At 69.7% G+C, this 17,452-nt stretch carries 19 protein-coding genes; 9 read left to right on the top strand and 10 right to left on the bottom strand.

The window, feature by feature from the left end; genetic code table 11:
* Nucleotides 1–187: 187 nt before the first annotated feature.
* Nucleotides 188–583, bottom strand: a complete 396-nt coding sequence (locus AC07PF_RS20240; RefSeq protein WP_494604554.1) for an MAPEG family protein — start codon at nt 581–583, stop codon at nt 188–190.
* Nucleotides 584–686: 103 nt separating this feature from the next.
* Nucleotides 687–1,547: an IclR family transcriptional regulator gene (locus AC07PF_RS20235; RefSeq protein ID WP_007848282.1), complete on the bottom strand. Its 861-nt coding sequence runs from the start codon at nt 1,545–1,547 to the stop codon at nt 687–689.
* A 251-nt stretch (nt 1,548–1,798) separates the two neighbouring features.
* On the opposite strand from AC07PF_RS20235, the gene AC07PF_RS20230 reads away from it, so the two are divergent.
* The 8 genes from AC07PF_RS20230 to AC07PF_RS20195 all read left to right on the top strand — a co-directional run bounded on the left by AC07PF_RS20230 (nt 1,799) and on the right by AC07PF_RS20195 (nt 9,684).
* Complete coding sequence (locus tag AC07PF_RS20230; RefSeq protein ID WP_007848285.1) at nt 1,799–2,890, top strand: ABC transporter ATP-binding protein; 1,092 nt, start codon at nt 1,799–1,801, stop codon at nt 2,888–2,890.
* Nucleotides 2,887–3,747, top strand: a complete 861-nt coding sequence (locus tag AC07PF_RS20225) for an ABC transporter permease (RefSeq protein WP_007848288.1) — start codon at nt 2,887–2,889, stop codon at nt 3,745–3,747. Before AC07PF_RS20230 ends, AC07PF_RS20225 begins: the two co-directional genes overlap by 4 nt.
* A gap of 28 nt (nt 3,748–3,775) precedes the next feature.
* On the top strand, nt 3,776–4,570 hold the full coding sequence (locus tag AC07PF_RS20220; protein ID WP_007848291.1) for an ABC transporter permease: 795 nt from the start codon (nt 3,776–3,778) through the stop codon (nt 4,568–4,570).
* Between the two features lie 3 nt (nt 4,571–4,573).
* Nucleotides 4,574–4,888 carry a (2Fe-2S)-binding protein gene (locus AC07PF_RS20215; protein WP_007848294.1) on the top strand — a complete coding sequence of 105 codons (315 nt, stop codon included), beginning with the start codon at nt 4,574–4,576 and terminating at the stop codon, nt 4,886–4,888.
* Nucleotides 4,885–6,285: an FAD/NAD(P)-dependent oxidoreductase gene (locus tag AC07PF_RS20210; RefSeq protein WP_494613003.1), complete on the top strand. Its 1,401-nt coding sequence runs from the start codon at nt 4,885–4,887 to the stop codon at nt 6,283–6,285. Before AC07PF_RS20215 ends, AC07PF_RS20210 begins: the two co-directional genes overlap by 4 nt.
* Entirely contained in the window at nt 6,282–7,454 is a 1,173-nt protein-coding gene (locus tag AC07PF_RS20205; protein ID WP_494613002.1) for an NAD(P)/FAD-dependent oxidoreductase, read from the top strand. The genes AC07PF_RS20210 and AC07PF_RS20205 overlap by 4 nt, the downstream gene beginning before the upstream one ends.
* A gap of 47 nt (nt 7,455–7,501) precedes the next feature.
* A complete protein-coding gene (locus AC07PF_RS20200; RefSeq protein WP_007848301.1) occupies nt 7,502–8,569 on the top strand; it encodes an ABC transporter substrate-binding protein in 1,068 nt (355 codons plus the stop codon).
* 185 nt (nt 8,570–8,754) lie between these two features.
* Complete coding sequence (locus AC07PF_RS20195) at nt 8,755–9,684, top strand: c-type cytochrome (protein ID WP_494613001.1); 930 nt, start codon at nt 8,755–8,757, stop codon at nt 9,682–9,684.
* A 22-nt stretch (nt 9,685–9,706) separates the two neighbouring features.
* On the opposite strand, the gene AC07PF_RS20190 is transcribed toward AC07PF_RS20195, so the two are convergent.
* From AC07PF_RS20190 to AC07PF_RS20170, 5 genes are all read right to left on the bottom strand, one after another.
* Entirely contained in the window at nt 9,707–10,447 is a 741-nt protein-coding gene (locus AC07PF_RS20190) for a cupredoxin domain-containing protein (protein WP_145696829.1), read from the bottom strand.
* Nucleotides 10,448–10,470: 23 nt separating this feature from the next.
* Entirely contained in the window at nt 10,471–10,908 is a 438-nt protein-coding gene (locus AC07PF_RS20185; protein WP_007854134.1) for a group I truncated hemoglobin, read from the bottom strand.
* A 25-nt stretch (nt 10,909–10,933) separates the two neighbouring features.
* A complete protein-coding gene (locus AC07PF_RS20180; protein ID WP_494613000.1) occupies nt 10,934–11,866 on the bottom strand; it encodes a DUF3034 family protein in 933 nt (310 codons plus the stop codon).
* A gap of 268 nt (nt 11,867–12,134) precedes the next feature.
* The gene (locus AC07PF_RS20175; protein WP_494612999.1) at nt 12,135–12,947 is read right to left on the bottom strand and encodes an anti-sigma factor; all 813 of its coding nucleotides are present in this window, start codon (nt 12,945–12,947) and stop codon (nt 12,135–12,137) included.
* Between the two features lie 13 nt (nt 12,948–12,960).
* Nucleotides 12,961–13,536, bottom strand: a complete 576-nt coding sequence (locus AC07PF_RS20170) for an RNA polymerase sigma factor (protein ID WP_494612998.1) — start codon at nt 13,534–13,536, stop codon at nt 12,961–12,963.
* Nucleotides 13,537–13,835: 299 nt separating this feature from the next.
* Here AC07PF_RS20170 and AC07PF_RS20165 point away from each other — a divergent pair, with 299 nt between their 5' ends.
* Nucleotides 13,836–14,228: a c-type cytochrome gene (locus AC07PF_RS20165; RefSeq protein WP_494612997.1), complete on the top strand. Its 393-nt coding sequence runs from the start codon at nt 13,836–13,838 to the stop codon at nt 14,226–14,228.
* 12 nt (nt 14,229–14,240) lie between these two features.
* On the opposite strand, the gene AC07PF_RS20160 is transcribed toward AC07PF_RS20165, so the two are convergent.
* From AC07PF_RS20160 to AC07PF_RS20150, 3 genes are all read right to left on the bottom strand, one after another.
* The gene (locus AC07PF_RS20160; protein ID WP_494612996.1) at nt 14,241–15,170 is read right to left on the bottom strand and encodes a DMT family transporter; all 930 of its coding nucleotides are present in this window, start codon (nt 15,168–15,170) and stop codon (nt 14,241–14,243) included.
* Nucleotides 15,171–15,266: 96 nt separating this feature from the next.
* Complete coding sequence (locus tag AC07PF_RS20155) at nt 15,267–16,430, bottom strand: alpha-hydroxy acid oxidase (protein WP_471634073.1); 1,164 nt, start codon at nt 16,428–16,430, stop codon at nt 15,267–15,269.
* A 97-nt stretch (nt 16,431–16,527) separates the two neighbouring features.
* A complete protein-coding gene (locus tag AC07PF_RS20150; protein WP_494612995.1) occupies nt 16,528–17,388 on the bottom strand; it encodes a DMT family transporter in 861 nt (286 codons plus the stop codon).
* Nucleotides 17,389–17,452 lie beyond the last annotated feature (64 nt).

Genomic DNA, 17,452 nt, shown 5'->3' with positions numbered 1-17,452 from the left:
CTAGTGGAAAATGAGGCTCAGTGCTGCGAGATGGGGCTGGCCCGTATGCTCGTGGGTGTTTCCACACAGCCTCGGCCGTATGGAGAGGAACACGGACTGTAGGCGCCGCCCCGCAGTTCCGGCCCCAGTCCTTGCGGTGCCTTGTGTCCGGCATCACCGGTTGCACACCCTTCGCATTGCGGGCGAACTACAGCAAGGCCGCCACCATGATCGCCAGCCCGGCGATGCTCACGGCCCAGGTGGCCGTGCGCACATACGGGATGCCGATGTAGTACACCGGGATGTAGACCATGCGCGCCCAGAAGAACACCTGGGCGCCCAGCTCCACCTGGCTGCCGGTGCGGTTGCTGGCCGTGGCCGCCAGGCCCAGGATGGCAAAGAACACGAGGTTGTCAAAGCTGTTGCGCGCCGTGCGCTCGGCGCGGCCGGCAAAGGCCCCCGGGTCGGCCAGGTGGTCGCGGTTGCCGAAAGCCAGCAGCAGGCCCGAGGGCGTCCAGGCGCGGGCGCGGATCAGGCTGGCCACGACCACCAGCAGCCAGGTGATGATGGCGAAGTACACGACGAGAGTGAGGATGGGGTTCATGGCAGCCCTGGGGCAAGGGGGTTGGAAAACGCCGCATCCATGGCACCTGGACAGGGCAGGAACCCGCAGCATACGCCGCCCGCCTGCCTGCCCGCCGCCCGGCTCAGTTCGGCGCGGCTGGCACGCCGCCGGGCACCAGGCGCTGCTCGGGCTGCTGCCCTGCCAGGCTTTGCGCGGGGCGGCGCAAGGTGGCATCAAACGGGTGGATGCGCGGGCCGATGGCCGCCGCCTCGCGCTTGAGCAGTTCCACCACCGTGGGCAGGCGGTCTTCGTTGAGGCGCGCCGAGATGGTGCCCACGCTGAGCGCGGCCACGGCGCGGCCCTCGCGGTCGAGCACGGGCACGCCCACGCCGGCCATGCCTTCCAGCAGGCCGGTATTGCGGGCGGCATAGCCGGTCTGGCGCACGCGCTCGATCTCGGTGCGCAGGTAGACCTCGTCGTACACGCCGTACTCGCGCACGCGCGACAGGTTGAAGCGGATCACCTCCTCGCGCTCGGCCTCGGGCAAAAAGGCCAGGATGGACAGCGCCCCCTGCCCCACCCCCAGCGCCACCCGGCCGCCGATGTCCCCGGTGAAGGAGCGGATCGGGAACGGCCCCTCGCTGCGGTCCAGGCAGATCGCATCGAAACCGCTGCGCACCAAAAGGAAGATGCTGTCGCCCAGGCTCGCGCTCAGGCGCAGCAGCGCGGGCCGGCACAGGCTGCGCAGGTCGCCCGGGTTGCCGGCCTTGGCCGCCAGGGCGAAGAACTCGGTGGACAGGCGGTAGAGCTTGCTGCGCTCGTCCTGCTCGGCCATGCCCTCTGCGACCAGTGACTGCAGCAAACGGTGCGTCGTGCCCTGGGTCAGGCCCACGGCGCGCGCCAATTGGGTGACGCGCCCCCCCTCGGCCTGCACCTCGGCCAGAGCCCGGATGACGGCAAACATGCGGGGCACGCCGCCCGTGGAGGTGGAAGCTGGTTCCATGCACTGCTCCTGTGGAATAGATGGCATTTTGAAGGCCCATCATATTCCATTAAACGGAATAAATTCAATAAATATTCTGATTAATGGAATACCCGATGCGAACTGGCCTGATTACTGCAATACATTGAATCGAAAGCGCAAGACAGTCCACGGGATGCCAACCCCCTGCACCGCCCCGGTGCAGACAGGGAACAGGCACCACAGCGACTGCCGCAGCGCGGCGATGAAACAGCGACCAGAAAGGCCCGTGCATGTCCTTCCTTCAACTCACTGACGTGACCAAGTTCTACGGCAGCACCTGCGCGGTGCAGGCCATGAACCTGGCGGTGGAAAAAGGCGAATTCGTGTCACTGCTGGGCCCTTCGGGCTGCGGCAAGACCACCACCTTGCAGATGGTGGCGGGCTTCGAGGCGGTGAGCAGCGGCCGCATCGAACTCGACGGGCGCGACATCACGCACGCCAAGGCCAACACGCGCGGCCTGGGGATCGTGTTCCAGAGCTACGCCCTGTTCCCGCACATGACGGTGGCCGACAACGTGAGCTTCGGCCTGGAGATGCGCAAGGTGGGGAAGGCCGAGCGCAAGGAGCGCGTGGCCCAGGCCCTGGGGCTGGTGCACCTGGAGGCCCACGCCACGCGCTACCCGCGCGAGCTATCCGGCGGCCAGCGCCAGCGCGTGGCGCTGGCGCGCGCGCTGGTGATCGAGCCACCCGTGCTGCTGCTCGACGAGCCCCTGTCCAACCTCGATGCCAAGCTGCGCGAGGAGATGCAGTTCGAGCTGCGCCAGATCCAGCGCAAGGTGGGCACGACCACGGTGATGGTCACGCACGACCAGAGCGAGGCCATGTCCATCAGCGACCGCGTGGTGGTGATGGAGGCCGGCCGCGCCACGCAGATCGACCACCCGCACCGCGTCTACGAGCACCCGCGCACGCGCTTCATCTCCACCTTCGTGGGCAAGGCCAACCTGCTGCCCGGCAAGGTCACGGCCAGCGGCACTGAGCGCACCCACGTGGCCGTGGGTTCGCTGGCCGTGCAGGTGGAGGGCCCGGCGTTCCGGCCCGGCGCCGCCGTGCTGCTCAGCGTGCGGCCCGAAAAGCTGCAGCTGGTGCCTGCCGTCCAGGGCCGGCTCGACGGCGAGGTGGGCGAGCGCTTCTTCCTGGGCAGCCAGTGGCTGTACCGCGTGGCCACACCCGTGGGCGACCTGATGGTGCTGGCCCCCAACGATGGCCGCAACGCGCTGAACGAAGGTGACCGCACCGGCGTGGACTGGCCCGACCACTGCATGCGCCTGCTGCTGGCCGACGAAGACAGCGCATTGCACGACGCCAAGGTGGCCGCATGACCAGCGCTGCACGCAAGGCCGTGCCCTGGTGGCTCTCGGGCCCGGCACTGCTGCTGTTCACCGCGCTGCTGCTGGTGCCGCTGGCGCTCACGGCCGTGCTGTCGTTCAACGCCTTCGACCCGGCCACGGGCGTGAAGGCCGGCGAGTACACGCTGGAGCACTACGCCCACGTCTTCGCCGATTCGTACTACCACGCCATCTTCTGGCGCACCTTCTGGATCTCGGCCCTGGTCACGCTGATCTGCGTGCTCGTCGGCGCGCCCGAGGCCTATATCCTGAGCCGCATGCGCAACCCCTGGCGCTCGGTGCTGCTGCTGGTGGTGCTGGCACCGCTGCTGGTGTCGGTGGTGGTGCGGGCCTTCGGCTGGAGCATGCTGCTCGGGCCCGAGGGCCTGGTCAACGGCACGCTCAGGCTCGTCGGCATCGGCCCGGTGAAGATGCTCTACACCGAGATCGCCGTCATCATCGCCCTGGTGCATGTGATGCTGCCCTTCATGGTGATCCCCGTGTGGACCTCGCTGCAAAAGCTCGACCCCGGCGTGCAGAACGCCGCGCTGTCGCTCCGGGCATCGCCGTTCACCACGCTGCGCCGCATCGTGCTGCCGCAGGTGCTGCCGGGCATCCTCTCGGGCAGCCTGATCGTCTTCGGCCTGGCGGCCAGCTCCTTCGCCATCCCCGGCCTGCTCGGTGGGCGGCGCCTGAAGATGGTGGCCACCGTGGTCTACGACGAATACCTGCACGAGCTGAACTGGCCCCTGGGCGCCGCCGTGGCCCTGACCCTGCTGGTGGCCAACCTGGTGGTGATGCTCAGCTACAACCGCCTGGTCGAGGGCCGCTACAAGAAGGCACTGGGATGACGACGCAGAGCCCGCAGGAAATCTGACCATGCAAAAAAACGGCCCCATCGCCCTGGCGTTCAACGCCCTCGTCATCGCCTTCATGCTCGCCCCCCTGCTGGTCGTGTGCGTGGTGGCCTTCACGCCCGAAAACACGCTGACCCTGCCGACCACCGCGTTCTCGCTGCGCTGGTTCAAGGCGGTGTTCGACCACCCCGACTTCGTGCAGTCGTTCTGGAACAGCCTGTGGCTGGCGCTCGCGTCGGCGACGCTGGCCACGGTGCTGGCCGTGCCTGCGGGTATCGCCATCACGCGCTACGAATTCCCGGGCCGTGGCTTTCTCAACGGCCTGTTCCTGTCGCCGCTGATCATTCCGCACCTGGTGCTGGGCGTGGCCCTCTTGCGCCTGTTCGCGCTGGTGGGCGGCACGGGCAGCTTCGGCTGGCTGGTGCTGGCCCATGCCCTGATCGTCACGCCCTACACGCTGCGCCTGGTGGTGGCGGCGCTGGTCGGGTTCGACCGCAGTGCCGAACACGCGGCGCTGTCGCTCGGTGCCAGCCAGGCCACGGTGTTCACGCGCATCACGCTGCCCATGATCCTGCCGGGCGTCACCGGCGGGTGGATGCTGGCCTTCATCAACAGCTTCGACGAGGTGACCATGTCGATCTTCGTCACCTCGCCGAGCACGGTGACGCTGCCCGTGCGCATGTACATGTACGCCACCGAGTCCATCGACCCGCTGATGGCCGCCGTGTCGGCCCTGATGGTGGCCGTGACCGCGGTTGCCATGGTACTGCTCGACCGCGTCTATGGCCTGGACCGCGTCCTCGTGGGACGCAAGTAAGCCATGGCCATGACGATGACCTCCCCTGCTTCGCCGCTGCTGCGCCGTGTGGCCGAAACCACGCGCCAGGCCGTGCCCTTCGTGCTCGACGGCCAGCCGGCCAGCGCGCTCGAAGGCGACACCGTGCTCACCGCCATCCTCACCCTGCAGGCGCGGCTGCGCCACAACGAGTTCAGCCACGAGCCCCGCGCGGGCTTTTGCATGATGGGCGCCTGCCAGGACTGCTGGGTGCAGACCGAGGGCGGCGAGCGCCTGCGCGCCTGCGCCACCTTCATACAGCCGGGCATGGCTCTGCGCACCCAGGAAGGCGCGGCATGAGCGAGCGCACGACCCTGCAGGCCGTGGTCGTGGGTGCGGGCCCCGCCGGCATACGCGCCGCGCAGACCCTGGCCGCCCATGGCGTGCGACCCGTGCTGCTCGACGAATCGGCGCGCGGCGGCGGCCAGATCTACCGGCGCCCGCCCGCGCACTTCGCACGCCCGGCCTCGGCCCTGTACGGCACCGAAGCAGCGCGCGCCACGGCCGTGCATGCCGCGCTCGACGGCATGGCAGGAGAGATCGACTACCACCCCGACAGCCTGGTGTGGAACGCCCAGGGCGGCCTGCTCGATGTGCTGCACGGCCCCACGCAGACCACGCGCACCGTGCCCTACGGCCCGCTCATCGTGGCCAGCGGCGCCGCCGACCGCGTGCTGCCCGTGCCGGGCTGGACCCTGCCCGGAGTCTACAGCCTGGGCGGCGCCCAGGTGGCGCTCAAGTTCCAGGGCTGCACCATCGGCAGCCGCGTGGTGCTGATGGGCACCGGCCCGCTGCTGTACCTGGTGGCCTACCAGTACGCACGCGCCGGTACCACCGTGGCCGCCGTGCTGGACACCGCGCGCCTGGCCGACCAGGTGGCCGCCGTGCCGGCCCTGCTGACCCAGCCCGCCACCTTCGCCAAGGGCGTGTACTACGTGGGCTGGCTGCGCGCGCATGGCGTGCCCATCCACACCGGCGTGCGCCCCGTGCGCGTGCTCGGCAGCGAGCGCGTGGAGGGCGTGGTGTGGAGTGACGGCACCCGCGAGCACACGCTGGCCTGCGATGCCGTGGGCCTGGGCTACGCCCTGCGCTCCGAGACCCAGCTGGCCGACCTGCTGGGCTGCCGCTTTGCCTGGGCGCCCCTGCACCGCGTCCACCTGCCCGAGCGCGATGCCGCGGGCCGCACCAGCGTGGCCAACGTCTACCTGGCCGGCGACGGCGCGGGCATCATGGGCGCCGATGCGGCCGAGTGGGCCGGCGAGCGCGCTGCGCTGGCCTTGCTGGCCGACCAGGGCATGGCGGTGGATGCGGCCCGCGCGCAGGCGCTCGAAGACAGGCTCGCCCACCTGCAGCGCTTTCGCGAAGGGCTGGAGCGCGCCTTTCCCTTCCCGGCCGACTGGGCCGCGCATGCACCCGACGATCTGGTCGTGTGCCGCTGCGAGAATGTCACCGCGGGCCAGTTGCGCGAGACCGTGCGCGAGGCCGGCGCCGACGAGATGAACCGCCTGAAGGCCTTGACCCGCGTCGGCATGGGCCGCTGCCAGGGCCGCAGCTGCGGGGTGGCGGCGGCGGAGATCCTGGCCCATGCAACCGGCAAGCCGGTGGAGCTGGTGGGCCGGCTGCGCGGCCAGGCCCCGATCAAGCCCATTCCCATCCACCTGCAGGCCGCCAGCCCGCACCACGGAACCGCAGCATGAGCACCGCCACGCCAACCCTGACCAGCAGCCCGCGGGTGCTGGACACCGATGTCGCCATCGTCGGTGGCGGCATCGTGGGCGCATCGGCCGCGTTGGCGCTGCGCCGCCGGGGTGTGGACGTGGTGCTGCTCGAACGCGACCTGTGCGGCTCGCGCTCCAGCGGCGTGAACTATGGCGGTGTGCGCCGCCAGGGCCGGCCGGTGAGCCAGCTGCCGCTGGCGCAGCGCGCCCACGAGATCTGGGGCCGCCTGCCCGCGCTGCTGGGCACCGATGGCGAGTACCAGCGCACCGGCCATTTCAAGATCGCGCGCAGCGAGGCCGACCTGGCCTCGCTGGAGAAATACCAGGCGATGAGCCGCGACTTCGGGCTCGGGATCGAGCTGCTGTCGGGCGCCCGCCTGCGCGAGCGTTGCCCCTGGCTCGGAGGCCGCGCCGTGGGCGGGTCGCTGTGCCCCGACGACGGGCAGGCCAACCCGCGCCTGGTGTCACCCGCGTTCGCCCTGGCGGCGCGGCGCGCGGGCGCGCACATCTTCGAGCGCACGCCGCTCGATGCGGTGGAGCACGATGGCCGGCAGTTCACGCTGCACTCGGGGCAGCAGTTGCAGGTGCGCGCGCCCGTGCTGATCAACTGCGCCGGCGCCTGGGCCGGCCCGCTGGCGGCGCAGTTCGGCGAGGCCGTGCCGTTGCGCTCGGGCCACCCGGCAATGGCCGTGACCGAGCCCCTGCCCTATTTCATGCAATGGAGCCTGGGCGTGGAAGGCGGCGGCATCTACTGCCGCCAGGTGGCGCGCGGCAACCTGGTGCTGGGCGGTGGATCCGGCGTGGCGCTGGACGGCGACCGCGCCCGCTCCGAGCGCAGCGCCATTGCGGCGCTGGCGGTGCAGGCCATCGAGCTGCTGCCGGCACTCAAGCATGCCCATTTCTTGCGCACCTGGAGCGGTACCGAGGGCTACCTGCCTGACCGCCAGCCGGTGCTGGACACCAGCCGCACCACCCCCGGACTCATCCATGGCTTCGGCTTTGCGGGCGCGGGTTTCCAGATCGGCCCCGCGGTGGGCGAGGTGCTGGCCGAACTCGCGCGCGACGGTCGCAGCAGCACGCCCACCGACGCCTTTGCCATTGACCGATTCGCCACCGCAGATGCGCCAGCGGCCGCAGCTGCCCATTGATCCCCATCCCCTGCCCGCTACCGACGACAACCTGAAAGGAAAGACCCATGACCTCTTCTCGCCAGACCTCTTTTCTGCGCCGCGCGCTGCCCGCGGCCGCCGCAGCGGTGACGCTGGCCGCCAGCGGCATGGCCGGGGCGCAGACGAAAACGATCTACATCGGCATGAACGGTGGCACGATGGAGAAGGCGTACACGCAGTACGTCTTCCCGGCCTTCGAGAAGCTGCACGGTGCCAAGGTGGTGGTGGTGCCGGGCACCTCCTCGGACATCCTGGCCAAGGCGCAGGCCAACAAGGACAAGCCGCAGATGCACGTGATGTTCCTCGACGACGGCATCATGGTGCGCGCCATGGGCATGGGCCTGTGCCAGAAGCAGCGGCCGAACCCGCACCTCGCCGAGATCTACCCGGCCGCCCGTTTCAAGGACGACCTGGCCAGCGGCGTGAGCCTGGGCATGACCGGCATTGCCTACAACACCAAGATGTTCACCGAGAAAGGCTGGGCGCCGCCGACCTCGTGGATGGACTTCGCCGACCCCAAGTACAAGGGCAAGGTGGTTTTCCAGTCCATGCCTTCGTCGTCCTTCGGGCTGCATGGCTTCCTGATGTTCAACCGCATCCAGGGCGGCAACGACAAGAACGTGGAGCCGGGTTTCAACAACTGGGCCAAGACCATCGGCCCGAACGTGCTCGAGTACATCCCGAGCTCGGCCAAGATCTCGGAGATGGTGCAGACCGGCGAGGCTGCGATGTTCCCGCTCACGCCAACGGCCGTGGCCGCGCTCAAGACCAAGGGCATCCCGGTGGAGTACGCGCAGCCCAAGGAGGGCTCGGTGGTGCTGATGGTGGGCCAGTGCGTGATCGCCAACAACAGCGAACCCGAGCTGGCGCAAAAGCTCGCCGAGTTCCTGCTGAGCCCGCTGGCCCAGGCCAATGTGCTGCAGTTCGGCGCCCAGATCCCCACCAACCCCAAGGCCCCGGCCGTGGGCGAAGGGGCAGCCCAGGTGGCCCAGATCAGCCAGTGGATGAAGAATGCCGTGACGCTGGACTGGGATGCCGTGAACGCCAACCGCCCCGCCTGGAACGCGCGCTGGAACAAGACCGTCGAGCGCTGATCGGCCCCGGCGGCAGGGGCATGGCCTGCCCCGCGGCGACCTGGTGGGCCGCGCGGGCAGGCTATCCGTGACATATGTCACCGGGGCCGCCCGCGCCTGGCGCGCGCAGTGCGCCAAACGGCCTGCAGGACTTCAGAATCCGCTCCATCGAGTTTCTGACCCCCTTCCTACAAGGCTTCCCCACCATGAAACGCTGGATCCAATGGACCGCCGGCAGCGCCCTGGCACTGGGCGTGCTGGTTGCCGCAACGGCGGCCACCGGCCTGTACCTGGCCGAGCAAAAGCGCAACCGCTACATCGACGTCAAGCCCCGCCCCGTGGCCTACACGACCGAGGCGCAGACCATCGAGCGCGGGCGCTACCTGTTCAGCTCGCGCGGCTGCACCGACTGCCATGGCGCTGCGGGCACGGGCCGCGAGTTCGTCAACGACGGCAAGGGCACGCGCCTGGCCGGCCCCAACATCACGGCGGCCGGCGTGGTGGCCCGCTACCAGCCCGAGGACTGGAACAGCGCCATCCGCCACGGCGTCAAGCCCAACGGCCGCCCGCTGCTGGTGATGCCCAGCGAGGACTACAACCGCCTGACCAACGACGACCTGAACGCCCTGGTCTCCTACATCCGCCAGTTGCCTGCCAAGGAGGGCACGCCTGCCGCCATCGAGCTGCCGCGCCCAGCCTGGGTGCTGTACGGGCTGGGCCTGATTCCCGACGCCGCCGCGCGCATCGACCACCAGCTGGCCCCCTCGCGCCCGGTACCCGCCGGCGTGACAGTGGCCAATGGCCAGTACGTGGCGAACATGTGCATCGGCTGCCACGGCGCCAACCTGGCGGGCGGCAAGATCCCCGGCGGCCCGCCGGACTGGCCGGCCGCCGCCGACATCCGCCCCGGCAAGGACAGCTCCATGGCGCGCTACCCGACGGCGGAGAGCTTTGTGGCCATGCTGCGCAACGGCAAGCGGCCCGATGGCACGTCCATCCAGGTCATGCCCTTCGAGTCCCTGGGCCAGCTCAGCGATGTGGATGCGCGCGCCCTGTACGCCTACCTGCAGGCCCTGCCCGCCGACGGCAGCATGCCCCCCGCCCCTGCGGCCGAGGTGGCACTGAACCACCGTTGAAGCGGCCCGCTCCCGGCGCCCGTCAGTGCGTGTGCTGGTGGGCCGGCTGTGCCTGGCTGTAAGAGCCCATGGGGCCGCCAGGTGCGGTGGAAGGCGGCGGTGCCCGGCGCACGCGCGGCACCACGCTCAGTTGCACCGTGTCGAGCACCGGCGTGGCCAGCACCTGCACGGCCTTGCGCGGCAGGTCCACCAGCTGCTCGGCATGCCACACGCGCACCTGGGCTGCGCCCTCGGGCACGCTGGCGAAGCGGGCGATGCCGTTGTCGTCGGTCTTGAGTGTCCAGGCCGAATCGGTCACGAACACGTGGCCGCGCATGGAGCCGTGCAGGTGGCAACCGAGCAGCACCACGCCCGCGGTGTCGAGCTTCACGTCGGCGAAATTCGAGGGCTTGCCATCGGCCTTGCCGGCCAGCCGCAATTCAAAGCCACCGGTACCGGGCGCCGCGCTGGCCGCGGGCGCGGCGGCGTTGCCGCGCACATGGTGGTCCCAGCGGTCCTGGTTGGTGAAACGCACCGTGGTGCCCGGCACCACCACCGTCACGGCAGGCACGAAACGCATCTTCTCCTGCTCGATCACGGGGCTGGGTGCCACCAGCGTGGGCGCGGCACCGCTGCCGGCGGGCGGGTAGACCACCACCACGGCGTCGGGCACGGGCTTGCCCTCCTTGTCAAGCACCTGGATCTGTACGTTGCCGGCGTGCGCCCCCAGGGCAAGGGAGCCAGCAGCGATGCCGGCGGCGATGGCGATGAGCGTGTGTTGCATGGGCAAGGTTCCCTCTCTCTGAGTCAGTGAACGGTGATCACGTCGCGGTGCATGGGGGCCAGCAGGGCCAGCAGGCGGTTCTGCTGGGCGAAAGGAATGCCCTGCGCGTCCATGGCGCTTTGCAGCACCTCGACGAGCGCATGGAAGTGGCCCTTGTTGATCTGCATGTCGGCATGGGCCGATTTCATATCGGCGCCTTCGTATTTGCAAGGCCCGCCGCTGAGCTGGCAGAACTGGTCGGCCAGGCTCTCCTTGAGCGCAGCGGGCTTGGTGTCCTTGAAGTGGGCGCCGATGCGTGGGTCCTTCACGGCGCGGTTGACGAAGTCGTCCACCAGGCGGTCGATGCCGGGCTTTTCGCCCAGCGCCTGGTACAGGCCCGCAGGCGCTGCGGATTGGGCCAGGGCGGGCAGCGCCAGCAGGCAGGCACCGGCGAGGCCCAAGGCCATCAGGGTCTTTTTCATGATCGGTCTCCAGAAGTGCCGGGGGTCAGAACGCGGCTTGTGCAGAGAGGTAGTAGCCAGTCTGGCGCCGGCCCTGGGTCACCCCGGGCACGATGCGGCCCAGGTCCACGTAGGCCAACGTGAGCGACAGGTGCTTGCTCGGTGCCCAAGCGATGAACAGGTCCTTCCAGTCGTCCTCGCGCAGCCCTGCGCCCAGGCCGGCCGCAGCGCCCAGCGCCTGCAGGTGGTTGGGCTTGAAGCGGTATTCGGCGCCCACGGCGACGTTCTTGCTCACAAGGTAGGCCACCGAAAATTCGGGCTGCAGGCTGCGGCTGTTCTTGCCCGGGGCCGCCGAGCCAAAGCCCAGCAGGCCGTTTTGGTTGGCGTTGGTGGAACGCAGCGTGGCGTTGACCAGCAGGCTCTGCGCCAGGAAGAGCTTGGTGGCGCTCACATACACGTCGGTGCCGCTGTTCTTCACGCTCAGGAAGTTGTAGACCGACTGGATGGAGCCGGGGTGGGCGCGCTTGTGCTCGATGCCCACCGCGATCTGCGGCATGAAGCTGTCGGCATCGAGCACCGCATCGCCGGCGACCCGGAACTTGAGGCCCACCACGTCCATCCTGATGTGCTGGCCGGGGGTCACGCCAAAGGCCGCGATGCCGTTGAGCGCCAGCGCTGGCGAGGCATCAAAGTCCTGCCGTGCCAGCGACAGCTCGGCCCGGTCGAACAGCCCCACGGCCACGCCGTAGCCGGTGAGGCCGTAGTCCCGCGTGCCCGCCCGCGTGGCGTAGCCGCTGAAGCCGACCTCGCCCTCGGTGGCATTGCTGCCGATCACGGCCCAGGGCGTGAGCCCCCCGCCGGCCGAGCCGGCAATGGTGTTCACGCCGCCGGTGAGCAGCAGCTTGCCGGTGTCCGCCTGCGCCAGCCCGGCCGCCATGGCCAGGACCGCAAACACGGTGAAGGGACGCCTGTGGGTCATCGGGGGCTCCAGTACGAAAGCGATGTAAGAGGATGTTGCACCCTACTTACGCAATCTGGTGCGCCCCGGATTCAAAAACCACAGATATTTTTCTTCCACCCAAGCCCCAAGGGCTGCACCTTGCGGCATTGGGGCGTCCCGCACCGCCCACCACCCGTCCAACTCGGCGCGGAACCATGCCAGTGCCGCCGTGCAAGGGCCGCCCCGCCGCACTGGCGGCGTCCCCCTGGGGGGAAGGCGCGCAGCGCCTCAGGGGGGCTTCATGCTTTTACAACATGCGCTGGATCAGCTCGCCCTTGAACAGCACAGGGCCCGTGGGCCCACCCGCGCTGGGCACACCGCCCTTGGGCTCCAGGCTGATGGCCAGGACCGGCACCTGGCGCACATCGGCCTCGCCGGCCGTCAGGTTGAGCAGCTTCTCCTGCCCCAGCACGCCGAGCGAACGCGGCCCGCCCGCAGGCGGCAGCGCCCACAGCTGCAGCGATTGGTCCGCCCCCTCCTGGAAGCCGCCCACGCGCTGCAGTTCCAGCCGGTTGTTCTTCGGATCGAAGGTCACCAGCATGGAAGCCGCGGCCTTGTCGTCGGCCAGCACGGCCACGTACTGGATCTGCGGCGCGGCCTGCAGCTGCTGGCGCAGCTCGGCGATCTGGGCGCCGCTGCTGGCGCGCAAGCCGCCATTGACCTGCAGCCCGACCACCACCGCCACCAGGGTGGCCAGGGCGCCGGCCACGGCCGCACCACGCCACAGCAGCAGGCTGCGCAGCCAGCCACCGGGGCCCGCGGACACCGGCAAGGCCGGCTCGCCGGCACCGGCCAGGCGAGCCGCCTGCATGGCCTGGGCCTGGCGTTCGGCCTGCACCAGGTTGTGGATGCGCGTCCACACGGCGGCATCGGGCTGCGCGAGTTCCTGCAGCTCGGCCAGACCCGACCAGTGGGTCTGCCACACCAGGGCGGCCGCCCGCACGGCCGCATGCTCGCGGGCCAGGGTCTCGAAGCGGCGGCGTGCGCCGCCGCGCAGGGTACCGAGCGCATAGCTGGCAGCCAGGCGGTCGAGCAGTTCGGGGTGTTGGGTGATGTTCATGGTGCGCCTCGGCTCAGATGTAGCGGGCCATGCACTGGCGCAACTGCTCCAGGCCCCGCCGGATCCAGCTCTTCACGGTGCCCAGCGGCAGTTGCAGCTGCTCGGCCAGCTCGCTGTGGCTCTGGTCGCGCAGGTAGGCCAGGCTCACCACCTCGCGATGCTTGTTGTCCAGTTTGCCCAGGCATTGGTGCAGTGCAAAGGCCTGTTCGCTGGCCTGGGTCACGTCCATGGGGTTGGGCGAATCGCCTTCCAGGGTCTGGGCCATCTCGTCGTCGAACTCGTTGGTGAGGTCGCTGCGCTCGGAACTGCGCTTGCGCAGCGCGTCCAGCGCACGGCTGCGCACGATCAGCCCCATCCAGGCCATGGGCGGGCTCAGCGATGCGCGGTAGTTGCCCGCCCCGCGCCAGATGCTCAGGAACGCCTCCTGCAGCACGTCCTCCGCCACGTCACGGTGGCGCACGATGCGCAACGCCAGGCCGAACAGCTTGGACGAGGTGCTCTCGTACAAGGCTTTCAGCGCGGAGTCGTCCTGCGCGGCAATGCGGTCAAGGAGGTACATCAGTTCACTGTCTGGGGTGAGGGTGCTCATGCGCCGATTGTGTGGGATGGCCCGAAGTCACGGTGGAAGTTGCAAGGGGTCTGCTGTGGATACGCCACAAACCGGCATCTGGATGCAGGGCCTCCCCATAAAACCGCCCCCACTCCGGTGGCTGCATCCAATGGCTGGCCAGCCCCGTATAGGTGGCACAAGGCACGGTCGGCGCCCCGCAGGCACTGCCCCGTGCTCCCCCATCCGACCCAGCCTGGCCCCATGAACGACCCCACCGGACTTTGCAGCCCCCTTCCCACCCGGCATCCCCAGCCAGGCCTCCCAGGATGAGGCCCGATGTGAAACGAAGCACGGTGGCGTTCGCCGCCTGCCTGCTCTGGCTGGCGGGCAGCGGTGCATCCGCCCAATCGGTGGAACGCGGACGTGCCGTGTACCAGGAGCATTGCGCGGGCTGCCACAGCGTGGAGGCGCACCGCGAGGGCCCCGCCCACCGCGGCGTGGTCGGCCGCCGTGCAGGTGCCCTCAAGGACTACCCATATTCACCGGCCCTGCAGGCCAGCAAGCTGCTGTGGACGCGGGCCACGCTCAAGGCCTGGCTGAACGATCCGGAGGCGCTGATCCCCGGTCAGGCCATGGACTACAGCCTGAACGACGCGCAGGAGCGCGAAGACGTGGTGGCCTACCTGGCCACGCTGCGGCGGCTGGCGGCCCTGACCGCCCCGGCCCCCTGATACGGTGCCCCGCTACCACTGGGCGCAGATGCCCACCAGCCCCGCCAGCACCAGCGCCAGACCGATGCCCTCGGTGCGCGACAGGCTCTCGCGGAACATGCGCCGCGACACCAGGTAGCTGAACAGCACCTCGACCAGCCCCAGCGTGCGCACGTCGGACGCCGGGAGCATGGCATAGGCCGTGAACCAGGCGATGGAGGCCAGCGCGCCCATGGAGCCCGCCACCACCGACAGCCGCCAGGCGCGCGCAATCGCACCGGCCACGCCGGGCTGGCGCGCCAGCAGCCAGCCGCCCAGCACCAGGGTCTGCAGCAGTTGCGCCCAGAACACGCCCCAGGCGCCGGCCACCCAGGGTGCCACGCCCTCGCCCAGCGCCAGCGAGGCCCCGCGAAAACCCACGCTGGCGAGCGCAAAGCACGCCCCCGAGGCCAGGCCGTAGACCACCAGCTTGCTGCTGCCGCCCTCCCCTGCGCGCAGCGCGCGCCAGCCGCCGGCCGGCAGCGAGAGCAGCACCACGCCCACGGTGGCCACGGCCATGGCGCCGAAGGCCAGCGGGCCGGGCAGTTCCTGCAGCAGCACGGCCGAGAACAGCGCGACCTGCAGCACCTCGGTCTTGGAATAGGCCACGGCGAGCACGAAATTGCGCTCCTTCATCGCCAGCAGCAAAAAGGCCGTGGCCCCCACCTGCGTGAGCGCACCCATGGCCAGCCAGGCGGCATAGGGCAGCGAGAAATGCGGAACGCCGTAGCCGGTGCCGACGAAGGTCAGGCCCGCCACCCAGGCCGAGGCCAGCGGCAGCCCGTAGAGAAAGCGCACCAGCGTGGCCGCCAGCGTGCCCAGCTCGGCCGTGACGGAGCGCTGTGCGGCGTTGCGCGCCGTCTGCGCGAGCGCGGCCCAGAGGGTGAGGGGAATCCAGGCCCAGGCCATCCATGAAAGCGTCATGCACCGGTTATAGCGCGCCGGCAGGGGCACCCGCCCACGCCAAAGGGCACGGCGGCCATACAGGCTGGAGAAGGCCCGCGCTACCTGGCTGGATGCCTAAACCGGGTAGGTGCCGGGCAGCAGGATCGAGCGGTCCACGTTGTTGATGTTGGTATGGCCGCAGAAGGCCATGGTGATGTCGAGTTCCTTCTGGATGATCTGCAGCGCGCGGGTCACGCCAGCCTCGCCGAAGGCGCCCAGGCCGTAGAGGAAACTGCGCCCGATCAGCGTGCCCTGCGCGCCCAGCGCGCGGGCCTTGAGCACGTCCTGCCCGCTGCGGATGCCGCCGTCCATCCAGACCTCGATGTCCTTGCCCACGGCCTGGGCGATGCCTGGTAGCGCGGCGATGGACGAGGGTGCGCCGTCGAGCTGGCGCCCGCCGTGGTTGCTCACGATGAGCGCATCGGCCCCGCTGTCCACGGCCAGGCGCGCGTCCTCGGCGTCCATAATGCCTTTGAGCACCAGCTTGCCGCCCCAGCGCTTCTTGATCCACTCCACGTCGCCCCAGTTGAGCTGGGGGTCGAACTGCTCGGCCGTCCACGACGACAGCGACGACAGGTCGCCCACGCCCTTGGCATGTCCGACGATGTTGCCGAAGCTGCGGCGCTTCGTACCCAGCATGCCCATGCACCACTGCGGCTTGGTGGCCAGGTTGATGAGGTTGCGCAGGGTGGGCTTGGGCGGGGTGGACAGGCCGTTCTTGATGTCCTTGTGGCGCTGGCCCAGGATCTGCAGGTCCAGGGTGAGCTGCAGCGCCGAGCAGTTGGCGGCCTTGGCGCGGTCGATCAGGCGCTCGATGAAGTCGCGGTCGCGCATCACGTAGACCTGGAACCAGAAGGGGTGGCGGCCGGTGTTCTCGGCGATGTCCTCTAGCGAGCAGATGCTCATGGTCGACAGCGTGAACGGAATGCCGAAGGCCTTGGCCGCACGCGCGCCCAGGATCTCGCCGTCGGCATGCTGCATGCCCGTGAGGCCGGTGGGCGCAATCGCCACGGGCATGGCCACGTCCTGGCCAAGCATGGTGGTGCGGGTGCTGCGGCCCTCCATGTTGACGGCCACGCGCTGGCGCAGCTTGATGGACTGGAACTCGGCTGTGTTGGCGCGGTAGGTGCCCTCGGTGTACGAACCCGAATCGGCGTAGTCATAGAACATGCGCGGCACGCGGCGCTGGGCGACCACGCGCAGGTCTTCGATGCAGGTGATTTTCGACAGGTCAGGCACGGGGTCCCCTTGTTATGGATGCAGCGCATCGTAGCCCCGCCGCGGCGCGGGCGGCATGAAGGCTTTTGTGCGGCCGTTGAAATTTTTGCATGGGCGATCAGCGGCGCGCCAGCGCCACCCCGGCGATGGCCACGACGAAGCCCACGAGCTGGATGGCCGAGAGCGTCTCGCCGAAGATGAGCCAGGCCTGCAGCGCCGACAGCGGTGGCACGGCCAGCAGCAGGGCTGTGGTGCGCGTGGCCTCGCCCTGGCGCATGAGCCAGATGAGCAGCGTGGCGCCACCGATGGACAGCACCAGCACCGAGAACGCCAGGTAGCCCCAGAGTGCGGCCGAGTTGTCCCAGTGCGGCTGGCCCACGGTGAACGCCATGGCCAGCAGCACGGCCACGGCGCCGATGTTCTGCACGGCGCTGGCGCTGCGCAGGTCGTCGCCCGCAGCCAGGGGCGACTTCTGCACCATGGAGCCCACGGTGAGCGAGAAGATGCTGCCCGCTGCGACCAGCACCACGGGCAGCGACAGCGCGCTGGAATCGGCCGCCTGCAGGCGCGGCAGCAGCACCAGGCCCACGCCGCCAAAGCCCAGCGCCAGACCGGCCCAGGTGGTTCCCGACAGGCGCTTGCCCAGTACCGCCACGGCCAGCAGCGCCGTGAACAGCGGCTGCAGCGCGCCGATGAGCGACATGATGCCGGCCGCCAGCCCCTGCGACATGGCCCACCAGCTCGGACCCAGGTACAGCCCGCTCATGAGCGCGCCGGCCAGCAGGTGCATGGCGATGCGCCGTGCGCCCCGGGGCCAGGCGGCCCGCACCCAGAGCGCCGCGCCGATGAAGGCGGCGGCCACGCAGGCAAAGCGCAAGGCCAGGAACCAGAACGGGTCGGCATGGCTGGCCACGCCACGCCCCGCGAGAAAGCCCGTGGACCATATCAGGACGAACAACACCGGGGCGAGCGCATGCATGGAAGGCGAGGAAAAAGCGGACAGAACCGCCGAGCATAGACGCATGCCGCCCGCCGCGCTGGGC

It is taken from the genome of Acidovorax sp. GW821-FHT10A04, assembly GCF_059415825.1.
This window is presented reverse-complemented; position numbering and strand designations above follow the sequence as displayed.